Annotated in this window: 35 protein-coding genes; 3 read left to right on the forward strand and 32 right to left on the reverse strand. The window is 60.6% G+C overall.

Annotated features, from left to right (window positions below; genetic code table 11):
- Nucleotides 1-7 precede the first annotated feature (7 nt).
- Nucleotides 8-553 (forward strand): P-loop NTPase family protein, encoded by a 546-nt coding sequence (locus CCK88_RS06140; RefSeq protein ID WP_086469595.1) that lies wholly within the window; start codon nt 8-10, stop codon nt 551-553.
- Here CCK88_RS06140 and CCK88_RS06145 read toward each other — a convergent pair whose 3' ends face one another.
- The 32 genes from CCK88_RS06145 to rpsL form a co-directional block, all read right to left on the reverse strand.
- On the reverse strand, nt 554-1,624 hold the full coding sequence (locus CCK88_RS06145; protein ID WP_086469596.1) for an NAD-dependent epimerase/dehydratase family protein: 1,071 nt from the start codon (nt 1,622-1,624) through the stop codon (nt 554-556).
- Nucleotides 1,625-1,818: 194 nt separating this feature from the next.
- On the reverse strand, nt 1,819-2,241 hold the full coding sequence (gene rplQ, locus CCK88_RS06150) for a 50S ribosomal protein L17 (protein ID WP_086469597.1): 423 nt from the start codon (nt 2,239-2,241) through the stop codon (nt 1,819-1,821).
- Between the two features lie 32 nt (nt 2,242-2,273).
- Nucleotides 2,274-3,308, reverse strand: a complete 1,035-nt coding sequence (locus CCK88_RS06155) for a DNA-directed RNA polymerase subunit alpha (RefSeq protein WP_170926471.1) — start codon at nt 3,306-3,308, stop codon at nt 2,274-2,276.
- Nucleotides 3,309-3,392: 84 nt separating this feature from the next.
- Entirely contained in the window at nt 3,393-3,785 is a 393-nt protein-coding gene (gene rpsK, locus CCK88_RS06160; protein ID WP_086469598.1) for a 30S ribosomal protein S11, read from the reverse strand.
- Nucleotides 3,786-3,939: 154 nt separating this feature from the next.
- A complete protein-coding gene (rpsM, locus tag CCK88_RS06165; RefSeq protein ID WP_046104438.1) occupies nt 3,940-4,308 on the reverse strand; it encodes a 30S ribosomal protein S13 in 369 nt (122 codons plus the stop codon).
- A gap of 173 nt (nt 4,309-4,481) precedes the next feature.
- Nucleotides 4,482-5,054 (reverse strand): adenylate kinase, encoded by a 573-nt coding sequence (locus tag CCK88_RS06170; protein WP_086469599.1) that lies wholly within the window; start codon nt 5,052-5,054, stop codon nt 4,482-4,484.
- Nucleotides 5,051-6,391, reverse strand: coding sequence for a preprotein translocase subunit SecY (gene secY / locus CCK88_RS06175; protein WP_086469600.1), 1,341 nt, complete (start codon nt 6,389-6,391; stop codon nt 5,051-5,053). Before secY ends, CCK88_RS06170 begins: the two co-directional genes overlap by 4 nt.
- 131 nt (nt 6,392-6,522) lie before the next feature.
- Entirely contained in the window at nt 6,523-7,026 is a 504-nt protein-coding gene (rplO, locus tag CCK88_RS06180; protein WP_086469601.1) for a 50S ribosomal protein L15, read from the reverse strand.
- Nucleotides 7,027-7,041: 15 nt separating this feature from the next.
- Nucleotides 7,042-7,230: a 50S ribosomal protein L30 gene (gene rpmD / locus CCK88_RS06185; RefSeq protein ID WP_086469602.1), complete on the reverse strand. Its 189-nt coding sequence runs from the start codon at nt 7,228-7,230 to the stop codon at nt 7,042-7,044.
- A 21-nt stretch (nt 7,231-7,251) separates the two neighbouring features.
- Nucleotides 7,252-7,785: a 30S ribosomal protein S5 gene (gene rpsE, locus CCK88_RS06190; RefSeq protein WP_086469603.1), complete on the reverse strand. Its 534-nt coding sequence runs from the start codon at nt 7,783-7,785 to the stop codon at nt 7,252-7,254.
- A 21-nt stretch (nt 7,786-7,806) separates the two neighbouring features.
- Nucleotides 7,807-8,169: a 50S ribosomal protein L18 gene (gene rplR / locus CCK88_RS06195; protein ID WP_086469604.1), complete on the reverse strand. Its 363-nt coding sequence runs from the start codon at nt 8,167-8,169 to the stop codon at nt 7,807-7,809.
- A gap of 12 nt (nt 8,170-8,181) precedes the next feature.
- Nucleotides 8,182-8,715: a 50S ribosomal protein L6 gene (gene rplF / locus CCK88_RS06200; RefSeq protein WP_086469605.1), complete on the reverse strand. Its 534-nt coding sequence runs from the start codon at nt 8,713-8,715 to the stop codon at nt 8,182-8,184.
- A 48-nt stretch (nt 8,716-8,763) separates the two neighbouring features.
- A complete protein-coding gene (gene rpsH, locus CCK88_RS06205) occupies nt 8,764-9,162 on the reverse strand; it encodes a 30S ribosomal protein S8 (RefSeq protein WP_086469606.1) in 399 nt (132 codons plus the stop codon).
- 13 nt (nt 9,163-9,175) lie between these two features.
- Nucleotides 9,176-9,481 carry a 30S ribosomal protein S14 gene (gene rpsN / locus CCK88_RS06210; RefSeq protein WP_086469607.1) on the reverse strand — a complete coding sequence of 102 codons (306 nt, stop codon included), beginning with the start codon at nt 9,479-9,481 and terminating at the stop codon, nt 9,176-9,178.
- A 30-nt stretch (nt 9,482-9,511) separates the two neighbouring features.
- Nucleotides 9,512-10,069 carry a 50S ribosomal protein L5 gene (rplE, locus tag CCK88_RS06215; protein WP_086469608.1) on the reverse strand — a complete coding sequence of 186 codons (558 nt, stop codon included), beginning with the start codon at nt 10,067-10,069 and terminating at the stop codon, nt 9,512-9,514.
- A complete protein-coding gene (gene rplX / locus CCK88_RS06220; RefSeq protein ID WP_086469609.1) occupies nt 10,062-10,373 on the reverse strand; it encodes a 50S ribosomal protein L24 in 312 nt (103 codons plus the stop codon). Before rplX ends, rplE begins: the two co-directional genes overlap by 8 nt.
- Nucleotides 10,373-10,741, reverse strand: a complete 369-nt coding sequence (gene rplN / locus CCK88_RS06225; RefSeq protein ID WP_086469610.1) for a 50S ribosomal protein L14 — start codon at nt 10,739-10,741, stop codon at nt 10,373-10,375. The genes rplX and rplN overlap by 1 nt, the downstream gene beginning before the upstream one ends.
- Before the next feature lie 64 nt (nt 10,742-10,805).
- Nucleotides 10,806-11,039 carry a 30S ribosomal protein S17 gene (gene rpsQ, locus CCK88_RS06230; protein ID WP_046104451.1) on the reverse strand — a complete coding sequence of 78 codons (234 nt, stop codon included), beginning with the start codon at nt 11,037-11,039 and terminating at the stop codon, nt 10,806-10,808.
- 12 nt (nt 11,040-11,051) lie between these two features.
- The gene (rpmC, locus tag CCK88_RS06235; RefSeq protein WP_086469611.1) at nt 11,052-11,246 is read right to left on the reverse strand and encodes a 50S ribosomal protein L29; all 195 of its coding nucleotides are present in this window, start codon (nt 11,244-11,246) and stop codon (nt 11,052-11,054) included.
- A gap of 11 nt (nt 11,247-11,257) precedes the next feature.
- A complete protein-coding gene (gene rplP, locus CCK88_RS06240; RefSeq protein ID WP_046104453.1) occupies nt 11,258-11,671 on the reverse strand; it encodes a 50S ribosomal protein L16 in 414 nt (137 codons plus the stop codon).
- A 15-nt stretch (nt 11,672-11,686) separates the two neighbouring features.
- Complete coding sequence (rpsC, locus tag CCK88_RS06245; protein WP_086469612.1) at nt 11,687-12,424, reverse strand: 30S ribosomal protein S3; 738 nt, start codon at nt 12,422-12,424, stop codon at nt 11,687-11,689.
- Complete coding sequence (gene rplV, locus CCK88_RS06250; protein ID WP_086469613.1) at nt 12,424-12,804, reverse strand: 50S ribosomal protein L22; 381 nt, start codon at nt 12,802-12,804, stop codon at nt 12,424-12,426. The genes rpsC and rplV overlap by 1 nt, the downstream gene beginning before the upstream one ends.
- A 3-nt stretch (nt 12,805-12,807) precedes the next feature.
- Nucleotides 12,808-13,086, reverse strand: coding sequence for a 30S ribosomal protein S19 (rpsS, locus tag CCK88_RS06255; RefSeq protein WP_086469614.1), 279 nt, complete (start codon nt 13,084-13,086; stop codon nt 12,808-12,810).
- A 3-nt stretch (nt 13,087-13,089) separates the two neighbouring features.
- Complete coding sequence (rplB, locus tag CCK88_RS06260) at nt 13,090-13,929, reverse strand: 50S ribosomal protein L2 (protein WP_086469615.1); 840 nt, start codon at nt 13,927-13,929, stop codon at nt 13,090-13,092.
- A gap of 18 nt (nt 13,930-13,947) precedes the next feature.
- On the reverse strand, nt 13,948-14,241 hold the full coding sequence (locus CCK88_RS06265; protein ID WP_086469616.1) for a 50S ribosomal protein L23: 294 nt from the start codon (nt 14,239-14,241) through the stop codon (nt 13,948-13,950).
- Nucleotides 14,238-14,855, reverse strand: coding sequence for a 50S ribosomal protein L4 (gene rplD / locus CCK88_RS06270; RefSeq protein ID WP_086469617.1), 618 nt, complete (start codon nt 14,853-14,855; stop codon nt 14,238-14,240). Before rplD ends, CCK88_RS06265 begins: the two co-directional genes overlap by 4 nt.
- Nucleotides 14,856-15,551, reverse strand: a complete 696-nt coding sequence (gene rplC / locus CCK88_RS06275; RefSeq protein WP_086470844.1) for a 50S ribosomal protein L3 — start codon at nt 15,549-15,551, stop codon at nt 14,856-14,858.
- Between the two features lie 84 nt (nt 15,552-15,635).
- Nucleotides 15,636-15,944: a 30S ribosomal protein S10 gene (gene rpsJ, locus CCK88_RS06280; RefSeq protein WP_056308271.1), complete on the reverse strand. Its 309-nt coding sequence runs from the start codon at nt 15,942-15,944 to the stop codon at nt 15,636-15,638.
- A gap of 69 nt (nt 15,945-16,013) precedes the next feature.
- A complete protein-coding gene (gene tuf, locus CCK88_RS06285; protein WP_086469618.1) occupies nt 16,014-17,204 on the reverse strand; it encodes an elongation factor Tu in 1,191 nt (396 codons plus the stop codon).
- 65 nt (nt 17,205-17,269) lie between these two features.
- A complete protein-coding gene (gene fusA, locus CCK88_RS06290) occupies nt 17,270-19,360 on the reverse strand; it encodes an elongation factor G (protein ID WP_086469619.1) in 2,091 nt (696 codons plus the stop codon).
- A gap of 12 nt (nt 19,361-19,372) precedes the next feature.
- Nucleotides 19,373-19,843 carry a 30S ribosomal protein S7 gene (gene rpsG / locus CCK88_RS06295; protein ID WP_086469620.1) on the reverse strand — a complete coding sequence of 157 codons (471 nt, stop codon included), beginning with the start codon at nt 19,841-19,843 and terminating at the stop codon, nt 19,373-19,375.
- 14 nt (nt 19,844-19,857) lie between these two features.
- The gene (gene rpsL / locus CCK88_RS06300; protein WP_035080811.1) at nt 19,858-20,229 is read right to left on the reverse strand and encodes a 30S ribosomal protein S12; all 372 of its coding nucleotides are present in this window, start codon (nt 20,227-20,229) and stop codon (nt 19,858-19,860) included.
- Between the two features lie 527 nt (nt 20,230-20,756).
- Between rpsL and CCK88_RS06305 the strand changes: the two genes are divergently transcribed.
- Both CCK88_RS06305 and CCK88_RS06310 read left to right on the forward strand, forming a co-directional pair.
- A complete protein-coding gene (locus CCK88_RS06305; protein WP_086469621.1) occupies nt 20,757-21,599 on the forward strand; it encodes an aldo/keto reductase in 843 nt (280 codons plus the stop codon).
- 88 nt (nt 21,600-21,687) lie between these two features.
- Entirely contained in the window at nt 21,688-22,782 is a 1,095-nt protein-coding gene (locus tag CCK88_RS06310) for an NAD(P)-binding domain-containing protein (RefSeq protein ID WP_244557441.1), read from the forward strand.
- Nucleotides 22,783-22,829 lie beyond the last annotated feature (47 nt).

Below are 22,829 nucleotides of genomic sequence, written 5' to 3' on the forward strand. Positions count from 1 at the left end.
GCCTGCAATGTCCAACATCCCGCCTCTGGCTACGCTCGGCCGCCGGATATTGATCTGCGGGCCGTCCAATGCCGGCAAGTCGACACTGGCCATAGCCCTCGCGCAAGAGCTCGAAGTGCCCGCTGTGCACCTCGACCTACTACACCACCTGCCGAACACAGACTGGCAACCACGGCCCAGGCACGACTTCCATGCTCTCCACGCGCAGGCGGTTGCCGAAGACGGGTGGGTGATCGAAGGTAACTACTTCGCCCTTCTCCAGGAGCGCCTGGACCGCGCCACTGGTGTGATCCTGCTAGGCACCCGGCGCGTACCCGCCCTCTTCCGTTATCTGCGCCGCACCGTCGGCGGTGGACCGCGCGCCGGTCACCTTGAAGGCGCCGTCGATCGCCTCAACGCAAACATGCTGCGCTTCATCTTGATCGAGCAGCCCAGGAAGCGCGATCGTGATCGAGCCTTGCTCCGAGCTGCAGGTCTGCCCATGGTGGAGACGGCAGGAATGACGGACCTGCGCAAGCTTTACACGGTGTGGTCTCTCCCGCCGCCAGCCTGATTAGGCAAGCAGAGATCCTGCCTCGCTCTTTGGATTTTGAGCCAGCACCGGCCGTTTGATGCGGCCGACTCGAATGGCACTTTCAGCCGAGGCCAGGACGGCCTGCTCCGGCGTGAAGTATGGTCGCCCCAGCAACCGTTCGCCTTTGCTGCCGTCAAAGTGCTTTTGGTTGCCGACGTCGTTGATGATCTGGCGGATGGTTCCGTTGAACACCACCATCATGCGGATGATCCAGTCGGGCACACTTTTGGCGGTGACCGGCCAGCCCGGATAGTGCTGACGCAGGATTTCGGCGACATCCTGAAAGGTCGTATATGGCCCGGTGCAGAGGTACCGCTGGCCGATACTGTCCGGGTTTTCAAGCGCCGCCACGTGCATTGCCGCCACATCGCGCACATCGCTGATAGCAAAGCCGATGCGCGGCATGGCGGGGGTGATGCCTCCAAGGAGATCTGTCACGAGGCCAAGCGAAATTGACGTTTCGCCGTCGGTCGCTGGACCCAATATGGCACCCGGATGAATGGTGGTCAGGTCCATCCCCTGGCTTCTGGCATAGGCCCAAGCCGCGCGTTCGGCCTTGGTCTTGCCAATGCAATAGGACCATGAATAGCGCATCGCCTCGAGATTGGTGAAGTCAGCCTCGGTGTAAACGCGGCTTCCGGTGACCTGACCATGACCATACCCGACTGTCGCAATCGACGACGTCATGATGACGCGCTTGATCCCCGCGCCATGTGCAAAACGCAGAACCCGCTCCGTGCCCTCCACTGCCGGACGCACGACAACGTCCGGATCCTTCGGCTCCACACCGAGGATGGCCGCCGCAACATGCATCACCGCATTGACCCCCTGCATAGCGTCAGCCCAACCGGCGTCGGAAAGCAGGTCCGCCTCAACCAGTTCAAGCTTTCCAGCCCGCTCCGGGGCCAGCAATTGGACCGCAGCCCAGATTCCCGGCACCTTGGCCTGTCCGCGCAGGGTGCCCCGCACGGCATAGCCTGCGCTCAGCAGTTGCCCGATCAGGTGCTTGGCAACAAAGCCGGACGCGCCGGTGACAAGAATGCGGTCCATGGTGATCCCCCAGAAGCCCGGCGATTCATAGCATGCATAACCCAGATGTCATCCCGGCCACGTCTCGAGACAGCCCCAGGAAAGACGCGGGCAACGATTCCGGCTTGCTCCGGAGGGACGCAGCACTCGACCGGGAAAAACAAAAGGCGGCCTCAGTTTCCTGAGACCGCCTCAAATTTCGTTAATCCAGAAACTTACGCCGCTTCGGCTTCGTCGTCCTGGGTGAACACCGGACCGGAGTCCTGGCCCTTGGCATCGACGTCGCGATCGACGAATTCGATCACGGCCAGCGGGGCGTTGTCGCCATAGCGGAAGCCGGCCTTGAGGATGCGGATGTAACCGCCCTGGCGTTCGGCATAGCGCGGCCCGAGAACGGCGAAGAGCTTTGCAACCTGAGCTTCATCGCGGATCTGAGCGACAGCCTGGCGGCGGGCATGCAGGTCGCCGCGCTTGCCCAGGGTGATGAGCTTCTCGACGATCGGACGGAGGTCCTTGGCCTTGGGAAGCGTGGTGACGATCTGTTCGTGCTTGATCAGCGCAGCGGACATGTTGGCGAACATGGCCTTGCGGTGAGAAGCGGTACGGCTGAACTTGCGGCCTCGGGAAGCGTGGCGCATGGGTTATCTCCTAAAGTCTGGTCAGCGCCGGATCAGTAATGATCTTCGTAGCGCTTTGCGAGGTCATCGATATTCTCAGGAGGCCAGTTGTTGACGTCCATTCCGAGATGAAGCCCCATCTGTGCCAGGACTTCCTTGATTTCATTGAGCGACTTGCGGCCGAAATTCGGGGTCCGCAGCATCTCGGCTTCCGTCTTCTGGATCAGGTCACCGATATAGACGATGTTGTCGTTCTTGAGGCAGTTCGCCGAGCGCACGGAGAGCTCGAGTTCGTCGACCTTCTTGAGAAGCGCCGGGTTGAAGGCGAGTTCCGGAACAGCGTCCTGGGCCTTCTCCTTGGTGGGCTCTTCGAAGTTGACGAAAACCGACAGCTGATCCTGAAGGATGCGCGCAGCATAGGCCACGGCATCTTCCGGCGAGATCGCGCCATTGGTTTCGACGCTGAGGGTCAGCTTGTCCTTGTCAAGGCTTTCGCCCGCACGGGTCGCATCGACCTTGTAGCTCACGCGGCGGACCGGCGAGAACAGAGCGTCAACCGGGATATAGCCGATCGGCGCATCTTCCGGACGGTTCTTCTCGGCCGGGACATAACCCTTGCCGGTATCGACCGTGAACTCGATGTTGATTTCGGCGCCGTCGTCGAGATGGCAGATCACCAGCTCGGGGTTCAGCACTTCGATGTCACCGGAAACCTTGATGTCACCAGCGGTGACAGCTGCAGGGCCCTGCTTGGAGAGGGTCAGGCGCTTCGGGCCTTCGCCACCCATCTTCAGGGCGATTTCCTTGACGTTGAGAACGAGATCGGTGATGTCCTCGCGCACGCCCGGCAGCGAGGAGAATTCGTGCAGGATGCCGTCAATCTGGATCGCAGTCACTGCTGCGCCCTGAAGCGAAGACAGCAGCACGCGACGCAGGGCATTGCCCAGGGTAAGCCCGTATCCGCGCTCAAGCGGCTCGGCAACCACCGAGGCCACGCGCGCGTTGTCGCTGCCCGAAACAATGTCCAGCTTGGTCGGCTTGATAAGTTCCTGCCAGTTCCTCTGGATCGTCACGGTATGTCCTTTCAATTTAGCGGCCACACGGCCGCTCCGCCGCAAACACAATAGAACTCCCGACCCATCCAATCGGCCGGGAGTGAACCATTCGTCTCGTTAGACGCGGCGACGCTTGCGCGGACGGCAACCGTTGTGCGGGATCGAGGTGACGTCACGGATGGAGGTGACGTTGAAGCCTGCGGCCTGCAGGGCACGCAAAGCCGACTCACGGCCCGAACCCGGACCACGAACTTCAACCTCGAGGGTCTTCATGCCGTGTTCCTGCGCCTTCTTGGCCGCATCTTCGGCGGCAACCTGGGCTGCATACGGGGTCGACTTGCGCGAACCCTTGAAACCCATGACACCCGACGAGGACCACGAAATCGTGTTGCCCTGCATGTCGGCGATGGTGATCATCGTGTTGTTGAAGGAGGCGTTCACGTGTGCAACGCCCGAAGTGATATTCTTGCGTTCCTTACGACGAACGCGTGCGACTTCAGCCTTGGCCATTCTTATCCTCTAGGATATCGGCGCTGCCGTAATGCCAGCAGCTCCACCACGGATTTAGCGGTTCAGGTCTTCTCGGCAACTCTGATGAGCCACCAAGATGCCCTGCCCCGCCAAATCCATTCAAACACCTGCCCCGCTCTTGGCGGGAACAGAATTACTTCTTCTTGCCAGCGATGGGCTTTGCCGGACCCTTGCGGGTGCGGGCATTGGTGTGCGTGCGCTGACCGCGGACCGGAAGACCACGACGGTGACGCAGGCCACGATAGTTGCCCAGGTCCATCAAGCGCTTGATGTTCATGGCAACGTTACGGCGAAGATCACCTTCCACGACGTAGTCGCGGTCGATGGTTTCGCGGATCTGGATCACTTCGGCGTCGGTCAGCTCATTGACGCGGCGCTCAGCCGGAATACCGACCTTCTCAGTAATATCCTTGGCGAACTTGTCGCCGATCCCGTGAATATACTGCAGCGCGATCACCACGCGCTTATTCGTCGGGATGTTGACGCCAGCAATACGAGCCACGTCTGCTCTCCTTCATTCACACGCGCCATCGCGGCGGGTGCCTTTAAACAACAAGGGACCGGATTTCGACCCCCAACTAAGGGAAAACCGAATCCAGCCCAATGATCCATGAGACTGGTGCGGTTCTTTAAGGACTAGGCCGGGCTGAGTCAACAGCCCATGCCGCCACTTGTTTACTTGCCGAGCGACGACTTGATAGCCGCCGTGACGGCATCGACCGGGGCCATGCCATCCACTGGCTTTAGAAGGCCCCTGCCCGAGTAGTAGGCAACCAGAGGAGCCGTCTGCTCGGAATAGACACCGAGGCGCTTGCGCAGCACTTCCTCGTTGTCGTCGGCGCGAGCGCCACCCGATGATTCCTTGGCCCTATTGATGACGCGCTTCACCAACTCGTCGGCCTCGGCCTTGATCTCAATGACGGCATCGAGGGCAATACCCTTTTCTGCCAGCATCTGGTCCAGCGCCTCTGCCTGGGCGATGGTCCGGGGGAAACCGTCGAGGATGAACCCTGGCTTGCAGTCTTCGGCATCTAGACGTTCGGAGACGATCCCGTTGACGATCGCATCAGAGACCAGGTCTCCACGATCGACGATAGCCTTGGCCTCCAGACCCAACTGGGTCTTGGCTGCAATGGCAGCACGAAGGATGTCACCAGTAGAAAGCTGCGGGATGCCGTAGGCGTCCACCAGAATCTTTGCCTGTGTGCCCTTCCCCGCCCCCGGGGGCCCCAGCAGGATTAACCTCATCGACGCTTGCCTCCTCCAAGACGGGATTTCTTCAGCAGCCCTTCATATTGCTGGGCCACCAGATGGCTCTGGATCTGCGTGATCGTATCGAGTGTCACGGTCACCATGATCAGCAGCGATGTACCGCCGATGAACTGGCTGACCGCCAGCTGGCTGAACAACACTTCCGGGATCAGCGCCACAACCGTCAGATAGATGGCACCGACCACGGTGATGCGCGTCAGCACGTAGTCGATATGCTGCGCGGTCCGCTCACCCGGACGGATGCCCGGAATAAAGCCCCCGGACCGCTTCAGATTGTCTGCGGTATCGGTCGGATTGAACACGATCGCCGTGTAGAAGAAGGCGAAAAAGATAATGAAGAACGCGAAAAGCGCCAGGTAGAGCGGCTGACCGCGACCGAGCAGTGCCGTTACCGTGGTCAGCCACGCAGGAGCGTTCCCCTGCGCCGCGAAGGACGCAATGGTGGCCGGAAGCAGCAGCAGCGACGAACCAAAGATGACCGGAATGACGCCCGACGTGTTCAGCTTGAGCGGCAGATGCGACGTGTCGCCCTGGAACATCTTGTTGCCGACCTGGCGCTTCGGATACTGGATCAGCAGCCGGCGCTGGGCGCGCTCGAAGAACACGATGACCGCAATGACCACGAGAGCCAGCAGCAGCATGCCGAGGCCGGCAAAGGCCGGAATGGCTCCCGTCCGGGCCAGCTCGAGCGTCTGAGCGACGGTCGAGGGCAGGTTCGCCACGATGCCGGCGAAGATGATCAGCGAAATACCGTTGCCGACGCCGCGAGCGGTGATCTGCTCACCAAGCCACATCAGAAACATCGTGCCACCCACGAGGGTGATCACCGTGGAGATACGGAAGAACCAACCCGGATCCAGGACAACGCCCTGGCTGCCCTCGAGACCGACGGCAATGCCATAGGCCTGGATGGCGCAGAAAACCACGGCCAGATAGCGCGTATACTGGTTGATCTTGCGACGTCCCGCCTCGCCACCTTCCTTGCGGAGGGCTTCAAGACGCGGCGATGCAGTCGAGACCACCTGCACCACGATCGAGGCGGTAATGTAGGGAATTAGGTTCAGCGCAAAGATCGCCATACGCTCGACAGCACCACCGGCAAACATGTTGAACATGCCGATGATGCCCTGCTGCGACTGTTCGAACGTCGCGCGAAAAGCGTCGGGATCGATGCCCGGGACCGGGATGAAGGTGCCCAAACGATAAACAAGCAGCGCTCCGAGAGTGAACCAGATGCGCTGCTGAAGGGCCTTGGCCTTCGAAAAGGTCGAGAAACTGAGATTACGTGCCAGCTGTTCGGCTGCGGACGCCATATACCGCTCCTACGGCTTAGATGCCAGGTGCGCTCGGAGCGCTGGAGACGCATATATGGGATATGTGCCGGCCAGACGCAACAAACCAAAAAGGCGCACCCGGTACGTGGACCGGGTGCGCATTGACAAGATTACTTGCCGGCGTAGGGGGTCTTCTTCCAGGTCTCTTTGACCGGGATCAGATCGAGCTTGCCGCCGGCAGCCTCGATAGCAGCAGCAGCGCCCTTGGTGGCGTAGTCGACCTTGAAGGTAACCTTCTTGGCCGAGAAGCCTTCGGCGCCGATCAGACGGACGCCGTCACGCGGACGACGGATGACGCCGGCAGCAACCAGGGCGGCAGCGTCGATGACACCCTTGGCGTCGAGCTTGCCACTGTCGATATAGGCCTGGATCCGATCGATACGGACTTCATTGAAGTCCTTCGGGTTCCAGGCGTTGAAGCCACGCTTCGGCATACGCATGTGAAGGGGCATCTGGCCGCCTTCGAAGCCGTTGATTGCCACACCGGCGCGAGCCGTCTGGCCCTTGCCGCCGCGGCCGCCGGTCTTGCCGACGCCCGAGCCGATACCACGGCCCACGCGAACGCGGGTCTTGTTGGCGCCGGGATTGTCGCGAAGTTCGTTCAAACGAGTCATTGATCCGCCCTTCCTTTATTCGCCGACGACGCGGACGAGGTGCGGGATCTTGTTGATCATGCCGCGAACTTCGGGCGTATCAATCAGCTCACGCTGCTTGTTCATCTTGTTGAGCCCGAGACCGATAAGGGTCGCGCGCTGGCTCTTCTCGCGGCGGATCGGCGAACCGATCTGCTGCACGGTGATGGTTTTGGACTTTGCCATTTTACTCTCCGGAGCCCGCTATCAGGCTTCGACTGCAGTCTCGCCGCGGCGAGCCTGGAGTTCGGAAACCTTGAGGCCACGACGGGAAGCCACCGAACGGGGGCTGTCGACGCGCTTGAGAGCGTCGAACGTGGCGCGAACCATGTTGTAGGGGTTCGCAGTGCCCTGCGACTTGGCGACGATGTCGTTGATGCCCAGCGTCTCGAAGACGGCGCGCATCGGACCACCGGCGATGATACCGGTACCCGGAACGGCTGCACGCAGGATGACCTTGCCGGCGCCGTGGCGGCCGGTGACATCGTGGTGAAGCGTGCGGGCATCGCGCAGCGGCACGCGGATCATCTGGCGCTTGGCCTGCTCGGTGGCCTTGCGGATTGCCTCGGGAACTTCACGGGCCTTGCCGTGACCGAAACCGACGCGACCCTTCTGGTCACCGACAACGACGAGAGCGGCAAAACCGAAGCGACGGCCGCCCTTCACAACCTTGGCCACACGATTGATGTGGACCAGGCGATCGACGAACTCGCTTTCGCGTTCTTGAACGTCTCTGCTCATAATGTTCTTTCCTCGCCGTTGTTAGAACTGCAGACCGCCCTCACGGGCAGCGTCTGCAAGGGCCTTAACACGGCCATGATAGATGTAGGAGCCGCGGTCGAAGATGACCTCGGCGACGCCTGCCTTCACACCACGTTCGGCGATCAGCTTGCCAACGGCCGAAGCCGCCTCGGCATTGCCGCCGTTCTTGATGGAGCCGCGGACGTCCTTTTCGAGGGTCGAAGCGGCAGCCAGAGTACGACCGGTCGTGTCGTCGATGATCTGGGCATAGATATTCTTGTCCGAGCGGAACACGCTGAGACGGGCGCGACCAAAGGCACGAGCCTTGAGCGCCTTGCGGACACGAGCCTTGCGGCGTTCCGCACCTTTTGCAGAAATTGCCATCGGTGGCGCTCCTTACTTCTTCTTGCCTTCTTTGCGGAAGACCTGCTCGCCGGCATAACGCACGCCCTTGCCCTTGTAGGGCTCGGGGGGACGCCAGCCGCGGATCTCCGCAGCGACCTGACCGACCTGCTGCTTGTCGATGCCGGTCACGACGATTTCGGTCGGGGCAGGAACGGCCAGGGTGATGCCCTGGGGAGCCTGATACACCACTTCGTGGCTGAAACCGAGCGACAGCTTGACATCCTTGCCCTGCATGGCGGCGCGGTAACCCACGCCCTGAATGGCGAGCTTCTTTTCAAAGCCGGCGCTCACCCCAGTGACCATGTTCTGAATCAGCGCGCGGGTGGTACCCCAGGCAGCGCGAGCCTCACGGGTGTCGTTTGCAGGGGTGACGACGATGCCGTCCGAACCCTGTTCGACATTGACGATGTCCATAAGGTCGAGCTTGAGCTCGCCCTTCGGGCCCTTGGCGGAGACGTTGCGACCATTGATCGTAACGGTGACGCCATTAACCGGGGCCACCGGTTTCTTGCCAGTACGTGACATATTCTATCCTTGAGTAATCGTCTTGCCGATCCTCCAAGCCAAATGGCTTTAGAAGACGCGGCAGAGTACCTCGCCACCCACATTGGCAGCCTTGGCTTCGTGGTCGGCCATCACACCCTTTGGGGTGGAGAGGATCGAGACACCCAGGCCATTGGCAACCTGCGGGATGTTCTTGACGGAAGCGTAGACGCGACGGCCGGGACGCGAAACGCGTTCGATCGTGCGGATAACGCCTTCATTTTCCGAATACTTGAGTTCGATCTCGTATTCGGAGGCACCGTTCTCGAACTTCGTCTCCGAGTAGCCGCGGATGAAACCCTCGGACTGGAGAACGTCCAGCACCCGACCACGCAGGGTCGAAGCCGGAGTCGAAACGGTATTCTTGCGACGCTCCTGAGCGTTGCGGATGCGGGTCAGCATATCGCCGATGGGATCGGAAAAGCTCATCTCTAGTTTCTCCTTACCAGCTCGACTTCACCAGACCCGGGATCTGACCCAGGTTGCCCAGCTGACGCAGGGCAATACGGCTCATCTTGAGCTTGCGATAGTAACCACGCGGGCGGCCCGACACTTCGCAACGGTTGCGAATGCGGATCTTGGCCGAGTTACGCGGGAGTTCAGCCAGCTTGAGGCTGGCCTTGAAACGCTCCTCAATGGGAGTGTCCTGGTTCTTGATGGTCGCCTTGAGGGCGGCGCGCTTTTCAGCGTACTGCTCGGCCAGAGCGGCGCGCTTCTTGTTCTTTTCGATGGAGCTGGTCTTAGCCATGTCCTGATCCTTTATCCCTTCCCTGCCCGCTTACTGGCGGAACGGGAAGTTGAAAGCCTTGAGAAGCGCGCGGGCTTCATCGTCGTTCTTGGCCGTCGTGCAGATCACGATGTCCATGCCCCAAACCTGATCGATCTGATCGTAGTTGATTTCGGGGAAAACGATGTGTTCCTTGAGGCCCATGGCATAGTTGCCATTGCCATCGAACGCGTTCGGGTTCAGGCCACGGAAGTCGCGGACACGCGGCAGTGCGATATTCACCAGGCGATCCAGGAATTCGTACATGCGGGTCTTGCGCAGGGTGACCTTCACGCCAAGCGGCATGTTCTCGCGGACCTTGAAGCCTGCGATCGACTTGCGCGCATGGGTGATGACCGGCTTCTGGCCGGCGATCTTCTGCAGTTCGTCAGCAGCCGACTTCACCTTCTTGGTGTCGTTGACGGCTTCGCCGACGCCCATGTTCAGCACGATCTTGTCAAGGCGCGGCAGCTCCATGACGTTCTTGTAGTTGAACTGCTCACGCAGTGCAGCCTTGATCGTGTTGTCATACTCGGTCCGGAGACGCGGAACGTAAGCGGTCTCAGCCATCGATCTGATCTCCGGTGGTCTTGGCGACGCGGGTCTTCACGCCGTCCTTGATCTGGAAACCGACGCGGGTGGCCTTGCCATCCTTGTCGGCGACCGCCAGGTTGGAAAGATGGATCGGCGCTTCCTTGGTGAAGATGCCGGCATCGTTCGAAGCGGTCTGCTTCTGGTGGCGCTTCACCAGGTTGATACCCTGGACCAGTGCCTTGGTTTCGGACGGGATGACCGACAGGACCTGACCGGTCTTGCCCTTGTCCTTGCCGGCCAGGACGACGACCTTGTCGCCCTTCTTAATCTTGGAGGCCATTACAGCACCTCTGGGGCAAGCGAGATAATCTTCATGTGGTTCTTGGCGCGGAGCTCGCGCGGAACCGGTCCGAAGATACGGGTGCCGATCGGTTCCTTCTGATTGTTCAGAAGAACGGCGGCGTTCTTGTCGAAACGGATGACGGTGCCATCGGGACGGCGGATGTCGGTTGCGGTGCGAACCACCACGGCCTTCATCACCTGGCCCTTTTTGACGCGGCCGCGCGGAATAGCGTCCTTGACCGAAACGACGATGATGTCGCCGACCGAGGCGTACTTGCGATGCGAACCGCCCAGCACCTTGATGCACATGACTCGCTTGGCGCCGGAATTATCGGCGACGTCGAGGTTGGACTGCATCTGGATCATGACTGGATGCCTTCTAGTTTATCGGCTGCACCGTCATCCGGCGCGCCGACCTGAATTGTTTCTCTTACGCGGACGGAACGAGCGCCCAGCGCTTGTTCTTGGAGATCGGCGCAGTTTCTTCGATCCACACGGTCTGACCGACCTTCGCCACATTATTTTCATCGTGGGCGTGGTACTTCTTGGAACGACGCACGGTCTTCTTCAGAAGCGGATGAGTGAAACGGCGCTCGACACGAACCACGATGGTCTTGTCATTGGCGTCGGAGACAACAGTCCCCTGCAAAACGCGCTTTGGCATGGGTGTAAATCCTTACTTAGCTGCGTTCTTTTGGCCGAGGACGGTCTTGATCCGCGCGATATCGCGACGGACTTCCTTCACCCGGGCCGGCTTTTCCAACTGCTGGGTAGCGCGCTGGAAACGCAGGTTGAACTGTTCTTTCTTCAGGTCGACGAGCTGATCTTTCAGTTCGTCTGCGGTCTTGGCCCGCACATCACTGGCTTTCATGCTCGTGTTCCTTAGTCGGCAATACGCGTTACGATACGCGTGGTGATCGGCAACTTCATTGCTCCGAGGCGAAGGGCCTCCTTTGCAACGTCTTCGGGTACGCCGTCAATCTCAAAAACGATGCGGCCTGGCTTGACGCGCGCTGCCCAGTATTCCACCGAGCCCTTACCCTTACCCATTCGGACTTCGGTCGGCTTCTTGGAAACGGGAAGATCCGGGAAAATTCGGATCCAGACGCGGCCCTGACGCTTCATTTCGCGAGTGATCGCACGGCGGGCAGCCTCGATCTGGCGGGCGGTAACACGCTCGGGCTCGGTGGCCTTGAGAGCATACTGGCCGAAAGCCAGATCGGTACCACCCTTGGCCAGGCCATGGATGCGGCCCTTATGAGCCTTGCGGAACTTAGTTCTCTTTGGTTGCAGCATAATGAACTAACCTTCTTATGCGCGTTCGCGATCGCGGTCGCCGCGTTCACGACGCGGTTCGCGCTCGGTACGCTGACCGCCTTCACCACCTTCGGTGGCGCGGCGCTCATGAGCCGACGGATCATGTTCGAGGACTTCGCCCTTGAACACCCAGACCTTGATACCGATGATGCCGTAAGTGGTTGCGGCTTCGGCAGTACCGTAGTCGATATCGGCACGCAGGGTGTGCAGCGGCACGCGGCCTTCGCGGTACCACTCGGTACGAGCGATGTCGGCACCGCCGAGACGACCACCGACGTTGACGCGGATACCACCGGCGCCCATGCGGATTGCGGTCTGAACGGCACGCTTCATGGCGCGACGGAATGCCACACGGCGTTCCAGCTGCTGGGCAATGCCCTGGGCAACCAGAGTTGCATCGGTCTCCGGCTTGCGCACTTCAACGATGTTGATGTGCACTTCGCTGTCGGTGAACTTCTTCACCTTGGCGCGGATCTTGTCGATGTCAGCGCCCTTCTTGCCGATCACGATGCCCGGACGGGCAGTGTGGATCGACACGCGGCACTTGCGGTGCGGACGCTCGATGACGATCTTGGAAACCGCAGCGGCCTTCAGATCTTCCATCAGCATGGTGCGGATCTTCAGGTCTTCCTGAAGCAGCGAACCATATTCGCCCTTGTTGGCGAACCAGCGGCTATCCCAGGTCCGGTTGATGCCCAGACGGAAGCCGATTGGATTGATTTTCTGGCCCATTATGCGGCCTCCTCAACTTGCCGGACAACAATCGTCAGGTGAGAGAATGGCTTCTCGATACGGGCGGACTTGCCGCGACCGCGAGCGGTGAAGCGCTTCATCACAAGCGAATTGCCCACATAGGCTTCGGCAACGACGAGGGCGTCGGTGTCCAGGCCGTGGTTGTTTTCGGCGTTGGCGATGGCGCTCTCAAGCACCTTCTTCACCTGGCCGGAGATGCGCTTGTGGCTGAATTCGAGATCGGCCAAAGCCCGCTCGACCTTCTTGCCACGGATCAACTGCGCGACGAGGTTCAGCTTCTGAGGGCTGATGCGCAGCATGCGCAGCACAGCCTTTGCCTCGTTATCCTTGAGAGCGCGCTCAGTCTTAGGCTTGCTCATCTCTTACTTCCTCTTGGCCTTCTTGTCGGCCGCGTGACCGTAGTAGGTACGGGTCGGCGCGAACTCACCGAACTTGTGGCCGATCATGTCCTCGGTAACGGAAACCGGAACGTGCTTCTGACCGTTGTGGACACCAAAGGTGATACCAACGAACTGCGGAAGAATGGTCGAACGACGGGACCAGATCTTGACCACATCGTTGCGGCCAGACGACTGGGCCTTCTCGGCCTTCTTGAGCAGATAGCCGTCGACGAACGGCCCCTTCCAAATCGAACGGGTCATGTCTTACCTGCCCTTCTTCACGTGACGGCTGCGAACGATGAACTGGTCCGTAGCCTTGTTGCTGCGCGTACGCTTGCCCTTGGTCGGCTTGCCCCACGGCGAAACCGGGTGACGGCCACCAGAAGTACGGCCTTCACCACCACCATGCGGGTGATCGACCGGGTTCATGGTCACACCGCGGTTGACCGGCTTGCGGCCCAGCCAGCGGTTGCGACCGGCCTTGCCGAGCGAGGTGTTGGCATGGTCCTGGTTGGACACGGCGCCAACGGTGGCAAGGCAGGTGCCATGCACGCGGCGCTGTTCGCCCGAGTTGAGGCGAAGGATCGCCCAACCGGAGTCACGACCGACATACTGGGCATAGGCACCAGCCGAACGAGCCACCTGGCCACCCTTGCGGGGCTTGAGCTCGATGTTGTGCACGATCGTACCGACCGGCATGCGCTCGAGCGGCATGGCGTTGCCGGGCTTCACATCCGCGCCGTTGAGCGAGGAGATGACCTTGTCGCCGGCGGCCAGACGCTGCGGAGCCACGATATAGGCCAGCTCGCCGTCTTCATACTTGATCAGCGCGATCCAGGCGGTGCGGTTCGGATCGTATTCGAGACGTTCTACGGTCCCGACGGCGTCGAACTTCACGCGCTTGAAGTCCACCATACGGTAGCTGCGCTTGTGACCACCGCCGCGATGGAAGGCGGTGATGCGACCGGTATTGTTACGGCCGCCCTTCTTGCTGAGGCCTTCGGTCAAAGCCTTGACCGGGGCGCCCTTCCACAGTTCCGAGCGGTCGGTCGTGATCAGGGTACGACGGCCTTCGGAGGTGGGGTTGTAAGTCTTTAGAGCCATTTTGCTGTCTCTTATCCCTTAGAGGCCGGTCGAGATATCGATCGACTGGCCGTCGACGAGGGTCACGATGGCCTTCTTGACGTCGTTGCGAACGCCAACCTTGCCACGGAAGCGCTTCACCTTGCCCTTGCGGACCAGGGTGTTCACTGCCTTGACCTTGACCGAGAACAGCTGCTCGACGGCAGCCTTGATCTCGGTCTTGTTGGCATCGATCGCCACGTCGAAAACGACCTGGTTTGCTTCCGAAGCCATCGTCGACTTTTCAGTCACGACGGGGTTACGGACGATGTCGTAAGCGGCAAGCTTGTTCATGCGAACCTCGCTTCGAGCGCTTCCAGCGCTGCCTTGGTCAGGACGAGCTTGTCGCGCTTCAGGATCGAAACAACGTTGATCCCCTGGATCGGCAGCACGTCGATGTTCGGGATGTTGCGGGCGGCCAGAGCGAAGTTCTGGTCGACGGTCGCACCATCAATGATCAGGGCGCTAGCCCATTCCAGCTTGCCGAACGTGGTGCGGAGAGCAGCCGTCTTGGCTTCCTTCTGCGACACGTTGTCCAGGACGATCAGCGAACCGGCTTTTGCCTTGGACGACAGGGCATGCTTGAGCGCCAGAGCACGAACCTTCTTGGGAAGGTCGATGGCATGGCTGCGCGGGGTCGGACCGAATGCACGGCCACCACCACGGAACTGCGGAGCCTTGCGATCGCCGTGACGAGCGCCGCCGCCCTTCTGCTTCTTGAACTTCTTGCCCGTCAGCGCGCCTTCCGACCGGTTCTTCACGTCATGCGTGCCGGCCATGGCCTTGAGCTGCTGGTAGCGAACCATGCGGTGCAGGATGTCAGGGCGGACTTCGAGACCGAAGACGTCGTCCTTGAGATCGACCGTACCGGCGGCCTTACCGTCGAGAGTGGTTACCTTGAGTTCCATTTACTTCGCTTCTCCCGCAGCAGCGGCCTCGAACGAGCCTGGGAAGGCAGCGTTCGCGGGAGCCGGCTTCTTGACGGCGTCCTTGATCATGATCCAGGCGCCCTTGGCGCCCGGGACCGAACCCTGGATCATGATCAGGCCACGCTCCACATCGGTCTTGACGACCTTGACGTTCTGCGTGGTGATGCGACGATCGCCCATATGGCCCGGCATCTTCTTGTTCTTGAAGGTCTTGCCCGGGTCCTGACGGCCACCGGTAGAACCGATCGAGCGGTGCGACACGGACACACCGTGCGAGGCACGCAGACCACCGAAGTTCCAGCGCTTCATACCACCGGCGAAGCCCTTACCAATGGAAGTACCGGTCACGTCGACCAGCTGACCATCGGAGAAGTGGTCGGCCTTGAGCGTAGCGCCAACCTCGATGAGGTTGTCGGCATCCACGCGGAACTCTGCCACGTGACGCTTGGGCTCGACCTTGGCAACAGCGTACTGGCCGCGTTCTGCCTTGGAAACATTCTTGGCCTTAGCCTGGCCGGCACCCAGCTGCAGGGCGACATAACCGTCCTTTTCGACGGTCCGCTGGCCCACGACCTGACAATTCTGCAGGCTCAGCACCGTCACGGGGACGTGGTTGCCGTCCTCTGTGAAGATGCGGGTCATCCCCAGCTTCTGTGCGATCAATCCAGAACGCATCGGTTTTACCTTCTTGTTGGCGCTCTGCCGGGTCATGGTTTCAGAGGACCCTTTTGGCGGCAGGCGCGGAATATCTTTGTCGTCTTAGAGCTTGATTTCGACGTCGACGCCGGCGGCGAGATCGAGCTTCATGAGTGCATCGACCGTCTGGGGAGTCGGGTCCACGATGTCCAGAAGACGCTTGTGGGTCCGGATCTCAAACTGCTCGCGCGACTTCTTGTCGATGTGCGGAGAGCGGTTGACGGTGAACTTGTCGATGCGGGTCGGCAGCGGAATCGGACCGCGAACCTGGGCACCCGTACGCTTGGCGGTATTGACGATCTCGCGGGTCGAGGTGTCGAGCACGCGGTGGTCAAACGCCTTGAGGCGGATGCGGATATTCTGACCGTTCATCTTCACAATCCTGAATTAAAAGGTTCGCGGCGCGCGTATCTCCGCGCGCCGCGAATGTCTCGAAGAAGCTTACTTCAGGATCTTCGCAACGACGCCGGCGCCGACAGTACGGCCACCTTCACGGATAGCGAAGCGAAGCTTCTCTTCCATGGCGATCGGAACGATGAGCTGAACGTTCATGTTGATGTTGTCGCCCGGCATAACCATCTCGGTGCCTTCCGGCAGCGTCACGATGCCGGTCACGTCGGTGGTGCGGAAGTAGAACTGCGGACGGTAGTTGCCGAAGAACGGAGTGTGACGGCCGCCTTCTTCCTTGGTGAGGATATAGGCCTCAGCAACGAAGTCGGTGTGCGGGGTCACGGAACCGGGCTTGCAGAGAACCTGGCCGCGCTCAACCTGAGTGCGATCGATACCGCGGATCAGAGCGCCGATGTTGTCGCCAGCTTCACCCGAGTCGAGCAGCTTGCGGAACATTTCGACACCGGTGACGGTGGTCTTCTGGGTGGCCTTGATGCCGACGATTTCGACTTCTTCGCCAACCTTGACGATGCCGCGCTCAACGCGACCGGTCACCACGGTACCACGACCCGAGATCGAGAACACGTCTTCGATCGGGAGCAGGAAGGGCTGGTCGATCGGACGTTCCGGCTGCGGAATGTACGAGTCAACGGCAGCCATCAGCTCGAGAACGGCGTCGTGGCCGAGCTTCGGATCGCCATTTTCCAGAGCAACGAGGGCCGAGCCCTTGATGATCGGGATATCGTCGCCGGGGAATTCGTACGAGGACAGCAGTTCGCGGACTTCGAGCTCGACGAGTTCGAGCAGTTCCGGATCGTCGACCATGTCGCACTTGTTCAGGAACACGACCAGAGCCGGCACGCCAACCTGACGGGCGAGCAGGATGTGCTCACGGGTCTGGGGCATCGGGCCGTCGGCAGCCGACACGACCAGGATCGCGCCGTCCATCTGGGCAGCACCGGTGATCATGTTCTTCACATAGTCGGCGTGGCCGGGGCAGTCGACGTGAGCATAGTGACGGTTGGTCGTCTCGTACTCGACGTGAGCGGTGTTGATGGTGATGCCGCGGGCCTTCTCTTCGGGAGCGGCGTCGATCTGGTCATACGCCTTGAAGGTGGCGCCGCCGGTCTCGGCCAGGACCTTGGTGATCGCTGCGGTCAGCGAGGTCTTGCCATGGTCGACGTGACCGATGGTGCCGATGTTACAGTGCGGCTTGTTACGGGCAAATTTTTCCTTCGCCATCGCTTTTCTCCAAATTCGTCAGCGCAAAGGCCGACATTCAGTTGAGTTTAGTAGCTTGCGCTGTTTTAGGCGTATTTGGCCTGGACTTCGTCGGCGACTGCCTGCGGAACCTGCTCGTAGTGATCCATCACCATCGAGTACTGGGCCCGACCCTGGCTCATCGACCGGAGCGAATTCACGTAGCCGAACATGTTGGCAAGCGGCACAAATGCATTCACGACCTGGACCACACCACGGCTTTCAGTGCCCTGGATCTGACCGCGACGGGAATTCAAATCACCGATGACGTCGCCCATGTACTCATCTGGCGTCGTAACTTCAACCTTCATGATCGGTTCGAGGATCTTCGGACCGGCTTCACGCAGAGCTTCGCGGAAACCCGCGCGGGCTGCGATTTCGAATGCCAGCACCGAGGAGTCCACGTCGTGGTAGGCACCGTCGGTCAGGGTGACCTTCACGTCCACGACCGGGAAGCCGATCAGCGGGCCCGCGCCCATGACCGATTCCAGACCCTTCTGAACGCCGGGCACGTATTCCTTCGGCACGGCACCGCCAACGATGGCGTTGCTGAACTGCAGGCCCTTGCCCACTTCACCCGGCTCGACCGTGAACTTGATACGGGCGAACTGACCCGAACCACCCGACTGCTTCTTGTGGGTGTAGTCCTTCTCGGTCTTGCGCGTGATGGTTTCGCGATACGCAACCTGCGGCTGACCGATATTGGCTTCGACCTTGAATTCGCGGCGCATGCGGTCGACGATGATGTCGAGGTGAAGTTCACCCATGCCCGAAATGATGGTCTGGCCCGATTCTTCGTCGGTCTTAACGCGGAACGACGGATCTTCGGCAGCCAGGCGGTTGAGGGCGAGGCCCATCTTTTCCTGGTCGGCCTTGGACTTCGGCTCGACGGAGATGTCGATGACCGGTTCCGGGAAGATCATGCGCTCGAGGATAACCTGCGAGTTCGACGGGCACAGGGTGTCACCAGTGGTGGTGTCCTTGAGACCGACGATGGCAACGATGTCGCCAGCATAGGCTTCCGTGATCTGCTCGCGGCTGTTGGCGTGCATCTGGAACATGCGGCCAACGCGTTCGCGCTTGCCCTTCACGGTGTTTTCCAGCTGTGCGCCGGCTTCGAGGTGACCCGAATAGATGCGGCAGAAAGTCAGCGAGCCCATGTGCGGGTCGTTGGCGATCTTGAAGGCCAGCATCGAAAGCGGCTCGTTGTCGTCGGCATGACGCTCGATGACTTCTTCGGTCTTGGCGTCGATGCCCTGGATGGCGGGCACGTCAACCGGCGACGGCAGGAAGTCGATCACGCCGTCCAGAAGGGGCTGCACGCCCTTGTTCTTGAACGCCGAACCGGCAAAGATCAGGAAGAACTTGGCATCGATGACGCCCTTGCGGAGCAGACGACGGATGGTGTCGTTGTTCGGCATTTCGCCTTCGAGATAGGCTTCCATGGCGGCATCGTCCATCTCGACGGCAGCCTCGATCATGGCTTCGCGATACTTCGCGGCCCTGTCCTTGAGGTCGGCCGGGATCTCGACGACATCCCACTGAGCGCCCAGCTCTTCGTTGCGCCAGACGATCGCGTTCATTTCGATCAGGTCGACGACGCCCTTGAACTCGTTCTCGGCGCCGATCGGCAGCTGGACCGGAACGCCCTTGGCGCCCAGACGCGTGCCAACCATTTCCACGCAGCGGTAGAAGTCGGCACCGATCTTGTCCATCTTGTTGACGAAGATGAGACGCGGAACGTGATACTTGTCGGCCTGGCGCCAGACGGTTTCGGTCTGCGGTTCGACGCCGGCATTGGCGTCGAGCAGCGCGACGGCACCGTCGAGCACGCGGAGCGAACGTTCGACTTCGATGGTGAAGTCCACGTGGCCGGGCGTGTCGATGATGTTGAAGCGGTGCTGGGTACCGTTGCGGTCCTTCCAGAACGTGGTCGTTGCGGCCGACGTAATGGTGATGCCGCGTTCCTGCTCCTGCTCCATCCAGTCCATGGTCGCGGCGCCGTCGTGGACTTCGCCGATCTTGTGGGACTTGCCGGTGTAGTAGAGGATACGCTCGGTCGTGGTCGTCTTGCCAGCATCGATGTGAGCCATGATGCCGAAGTTACGATAGAGATTAATCGGGTATTCGCGTGCCATGGGGCGCTCCTACTACCAGCGGTAGTGCGAGAAGGCACGGTTGGCGTCAGCCATACGGTGCGTATCTTCGCGCTTCTTGACGGCCTGACCACGACCGTTCATCGCATCCATGAGCTCGCCCGAAAGGCGTTCGCGCATGGTGTTCTCGCCGCGCTTGCGGGCGGATTCGATGAGCCAGCGAATGGCGAGAGCCTGCTGACGGTCGGCACGGACTTCAACCGGAACCTGATAGGTCGCACCACCAACGCGGCGCGAACGGACTTCAACGGCCGGACGGATATTGTCCAGGGCGCCGTGGAAAACGGTGATCGGGTCCTGCTTGGTCTTGGTTTCGACGATGTCGAAAGCGCCATAGACGATGGACTCGGCAGCCGACTTCTTGCCGTCCTTCATGAGCGAATTCATGAACTTGGAAACGACCAGATCGCCGAACTTGGGATCAGGAATAACTTCACGCTTCTCGGCGCGGTGACGACGGGACATCGCTCAATATCTCCTTACTTCGGACGCTTCGCGCCATACTTGGACCGGCGCTGCTTGCGGTCCTTCACGCTCTGCGTGTCGAGGACGCCGCGGAGCACGTGGTAGCGAACGCCCGGCAGATCGCGCACGCGACCGCCGCGGATGAGCACAACGGAGTGCTCCTGCAGATTGTGACCTTCGCCCGGGATGTACGAAATCACTTCACGCTGGTTGGTCAGGCGAACCTTGGCAACCTTGCGCAGAGCCGAGTTCGGCTTCTTCGGGGTCGTGGTGTACACACGAGAGCAAACGCCGCGCTTCTGCGGATTTGCTTCCATGGCCGGAACCTTGTTCCGCTTTGGCTTGCTGGCGCGTGGCTTGCGGATCAGCTGATTAATGGTGGGCATTGCGCTCTTTCCATCGTCCAAAATTCGGAGCCCGTCGCAGGGATAGGCTCCAGTACAAAATTCACGCCCCGTGGGGACGCGCAGTGCGGTCTACACAAGCAAACCAAAGCGGCGCATGCCCGAAATCCAAATGGATTCGGCAGCGCCCCAATTGCAGCGGACCACCCACCTTTCGGCAGCAGTCATGCGCACAAGGATTTGCGTCGTCTAGTTACCCGACAGTGTGTTTGATCGTCCTGGATTCCCGCGCTAGGTGGCAGGGACCCGGTGTGACAACCACGACCGACCGCTAAGGTAGGCGCTGTTTAGAACCGAAGACTCGCCCCGTCAAGGATTCTTTCGTGAAAAATCCGAAGGAGAGCCTTGCGTTTCCGGCGGGTTCGCGTCTGCGGGCGGCCTTCTGGAAAGTGGACGAATGGTTGGAAATCCGTTCGCTGGGGAGATCCAAGGTCAATTGAGCGTTGCCTTCGATGGAGCCAGTTGGCTGTTACCATCGTTGGGCAGGAGTTTCAAAAGAGGTACATGCCATGACCGATCAGCCAACCATCCCTCTCAATGACGGCAATGCCGTACCCCAGCTCGGTTTTGGCGTCTGGCGACTGGATGCGGACGACGCTCCGCATGTGGTCGGCGCCGCGATCGAGGCCGGATACAGGCACATCGACACGGCCCAGGGGTATGAGAACGAGGCTGGCGTCGGCAAGGCAATCCGTCAATCCGCGGTCGGACGCGACCGGCTTTTCATCACCTCGAAGCTGCGCAACAGCCATCAGGGCTATGACAAGGCCCTGCATTCGCTGGACGAGTCCCTGGAGCGGCTGAAGCTCGACTATCTGGATCTCTTCCTGATCCATTGGCCTGCTCCGGCGCACGATCTTTATGCCCAGACTTGGAAAGCCTTGGTCGAAGCCCAGAAGGCCGGCAAGGTAAAATCGATCGGCGTCTCCAATTTTCTGCCGGAACACCTCAGCCGCATCATCGACGAGACCGGCGTAGTGCCCGCGGTCAACCAACTCGAACTGCATCCGGCCTGGCAACAGCGCGATATCCGCGAGTTCCACCGCGACAACGATATCCAGATCGAATGCTACAGCCCGCTGGGTGGCAAGGAATCCAAGCTTCTCGACAATCCTGTCATCGGGGAGATCGGTCACAAGCACGGCAAGTCGCCAGCGCAGGTGATGATCCGCTGGCACCTGCAGCAGAACCTCATTGTCTTGCCCAAGAGCAGCAAGCCAGAACGCGCCAAGGATAATTTCGACGTTTGGGACTTCACGCTCGCGGCCGACGATGTGGCAAAGCTTGACGCTCTCGATCGGCCCGACGGCAAGACCCTGCCGCAACCCAACGACAACAACCAGATGTTCTAGTCCGGGCAAAAAGTGGTCGACCCATGCGTGCCGGGTCGACCAGGACGTCTTATATCCTATGCTCCGAAACCGATCCGGAGCTCTCGACGTGTCATCCCCTGCCCTGCGTGCCGCCCTCAAGACCGACATCGTCGTCATCGGTGCCGGTCAGGCCGGCCTGAGCTCCGCGTACCACCTCAAGAAACTTGGGCTGACGCCAGGGACGGATTTCGTCGTGCTCGACCAGGCGCCTCATCCGGGTGGTGCATGGCAGTTCCGATGGCCATCCCTGACACTCAGCACCGTCAACCGGGTGCACGATTTGCCCGGTCTCGGCTTTGCAGCCTTTGCCGGTCAGGACGAGACTGTGAAGGCCTCGGTCGCAGTGCCACATTACTTCGCGGCTTACGAGGATCATTTCGATCTGAAAGTGCTGCGGCCTGCCGTGGTCAGCGTAGTCTGCGACCGGGGTGACCGGCTGCGCGTGGAATCCGACCGCGGCCTGTTTTCCGCGCGCGGCATCATCAATGCAACCGGCACTTGGGAAAATCCCTACATTCCGACCTATCCCGGCGCGGACACTTTCCAGGGCCGCACCCTCCATACGCGTGACTTCAAGAGTGCGCAGGATTTTGTCGGCAAGCACGTGCTGATCGTCGGCGGCGGCATTTCGGCGATCCAGCTTCTGGACCAGATATCACGTGTAACCCGAACGACCTGGGTCACGCGCACGCCGCCACGCTGGCGGGAAGGTCCGTTCGACGAAGATGCCGGGCGGCAGGCCGTGGCGCTGGTCGAAGAACGGGTACGGGCCGGGTTGCCGCCGCGCGCCGTGGTGTCGGTTACGGGACTTCCGGTCACTCCGACAGTCGTATCCATGCGGGAGCGGGGTGTGCTCGAACGCTTGCCCATGTTCACCGAGATCACACCCGAAGGGGTGCGCTGGGATGACGGCCGCACACGCGCAGTCGACGTCATCCTTTGGTGCACCGGCTTTCGCAGCGCTCTCGACCACCTCGCGCCGCTCGGGCTTCGGGAAGAGAGCGGCGGCATTGTCATGACCGGAAGACTCGCCACACAGGTCGAGAAAGACCCCCGCATACATCTTGTCGGCTACGGACCGTCGGCATCGACCATCGGCGCCAATCGCGCCGGAGCGGCCGCGGCACGCGAACTAACCGACTATCTGAAATTGACCGCATAGGCTGGTCCGATCTCTTGCACGCGAGCATGGCCGGCTCCTCTCACGAA

This window comes from Devosia lucknowensis, from assembly GCF_900177655.1.
Lineage (GTDB): Bacteria > Pseudomonadota > Alphaproteobacteria > Rhizobiales > Devosiaceae > Devosia > Devosia lucknowensis.

Coding starts and splice junctions, on each gene's coding strand:
- rpmD (WP_086469602.1), bottom strand. CDS start 7,230: ATGGCAAAGTCCAAAACCATCACCGTGCAGCAGATCGGTTCGCCGATC.
- rplO (WP_086469601.1), bottom strand. CDS start 7,026: ATGACTCGTTTGAACGAACTTCGCGACAATCCCGGCGCCAACAAGACC.
- rpsJ (WP_056308271.1), bottom strand. CDS start 15,944: ATGAACGGTCAGAATATCCGCATCCGCCTCAAGGCGTTTGACCACCGC.
- secY (WP_086469600.1), bottom strand. CDS start 6,391: ATGGCGTCCGCAGCCGAACAGCTGGCACGTAATCTCAGTTTCTCGACC.
- rpsG (WP_086469620.1), bottom strand. CDS start 19,843: ATGTCCCGTCGTCACCGCGCCGAGAAGCGTGAAGTTATTCCTGATCCC.
- rplF (WP_086469605.1), bottom strand. CDS start 8,715: ATGTCACGTACTGGCAAGAAACCGGTGGCCCCGGTTAATGGCGTCACC.
- rplQ (WP_086469597.1), bottom strand. CDS start 2,241: ATGCGCCACGCTTCCCGAGGCCGCAAGTTCAGCCGTACCGCTTCTCAC.
- rplP (WP_046104453.1), bottom strand. CDS start 11,671: ATGCTGCAACCAAAGAGAACTAAGTTCCGCAAGGCTCATAAGGGCCGC.
- rpsK (WP_086469598.1), bottom strand. CDS start 3,785: ATGGCCAAGGCTGAAGTCGCACGCGTTCGTCGTAAGGAACGCAAGAAT.
- rplD (WP_086469617.1), bottom strand. CDS start 14,855: ATGGAACTCAAGGTAACCACTCTCGACGGTAAGGCCGCCGGTACGGTC.
- rplE (WP_086469608.1), bottom strand. CDS start 10,069: ATGGCTGAGACCGCTTACGTTCCGCGTCTCCGGACCGAGTATGACAAC.
- tuf (WP_086469618.1), bottom strand. CDS start 17,204: ATGGCGAAGGAAAAATTTGCCCGTAACAAGCCGCACTGTAACATCGGC.
- CCK88_RS06170 (WP_086469599.1), bottom strand. CDS start 5,054: ATGAGGTTAATCCTGCTGGGGCCCCCGGGGGCGGGGAAGGGCACACAG.
- rpsS (WP_086469614.1), bottom strand. CDS start 13,086: ATGACCCGTTCGATTTGGAAGGGGCCGTTCGTCGACGGCTATCTGCTC.
- rplN (WP_086469610.1), bottom strand. CDS start 10,741: ATGATCCAGATGCAGTCCAACCTCGACGTCGCCGATAATTCCGGCGCC.
- rpsE (WP_086469603.1), bottom strand. CDS start 7,785: ATGAGCAGAGACGTTCAAGAACGCGAAAGCGAGTTCGTCGATCGCCTG.
- rpsH (WP_086469606.1), bottom strand. CDS start 9,162: ATGAGCTTTTCCGATCCCATCGGCGATATGCTGACCCGCATCCGCAAC.
- CCK88_RS06305 (WP_086469621.1), top strand. CDS start 20,757: ATGACCGATCAGCCAACCATCCCTCTCAATGACGGCAATGCCGTACCC.
- fusA (WP_086469619.1), bottom strand. CDS start 19,360: ATGGCACGCGAATACCCGATTAATCTCTATCGTAACTTCGGCATCATG.
- rplV (WP_086469613.1), bottom strand. CDS start 12,804: ATGAGCAAGCCTAAGACTGAGCGCGCTCTCAAGGATAACGAGGCAAAG.
- rpsC (WP_086469612.1), bottom strand. CDS start 12,424: ATGGGCCAGAAAATCAATCCAATCGGCTTCCGTCTGGGCATCAACCGG.
- CCK88_RS06145 (WP_086469596.1), bottom strand. CDS start 1,624: ATGGACCGCATTCTTGTCACCGGCGCGTCCGGCTTTGTTGCCAAGCAC.
- rplC (WP_086470844.1), bottom strand. CDS start 15,551: ATGCGTTCTGGATTGATCGCACAGAAGCTGGGGATGACCCGCATCTTC.
- rplB (WP_086469615.1), bottom strand. CDS start 13,929: ATGGCTCTAAAGACTTACAACCCCACCTCCGAAGGCCGTCGTACCCTG.
- CCK88_RS06140 (WP_086469595.1), top strand. CDS start 8: ATGTCCAACATCCCGCCTCTGGCTACGCTCGGCCGCCGGATATTGATC.
- CCK88_RS06265 (WP_086469616.1), bottom strand. CDS start 14,241: ATGAACAAGCTTGCCGCTTACGACATCGTCCGTAACCCCGTCGTGACT.
- rplX (WP_086469609.1), bottom strand. CDS start 10,373: ATGGCCTCCAAGATTAAGAAGGGCGACAAGGTCGTCGTCCTGGCCGGC.
- rplR (WP_086469604.1), bottom strand. CDS start 8,169: ATGGCAATTTCTGCAAAAGGTGCGGAACGCCGCAAGGCTCGTGTCCGC.
- rpsL (WP_035080811.1), bottom strand. CDS start 20,229: ATGCCCACCATTAATCAGCTGATCCGCAAGCCACGCGCCAGCAAGCCA.
- rpmC (WP_086469611.1), bottom strand. CDS start 11,246: ATGAAAGCCAGTGATGTGCGGGCCAAGACCGCAGACGAACTGAAAGAT.
- rpsQ (WP_046104451.1), bottom strand. CDS start 11,039: ATGCCAAAGCGCGTTTTGCAGGGGACTGTTGTCTCCGACGCCAATGAC.
- rpsN (WP_086469607.1), bottom strand. CDS start 9,481: ATGGCTAAGACCAGCTCCATCGAAAAGAACAAGAAGCGCGCCGCTCTG.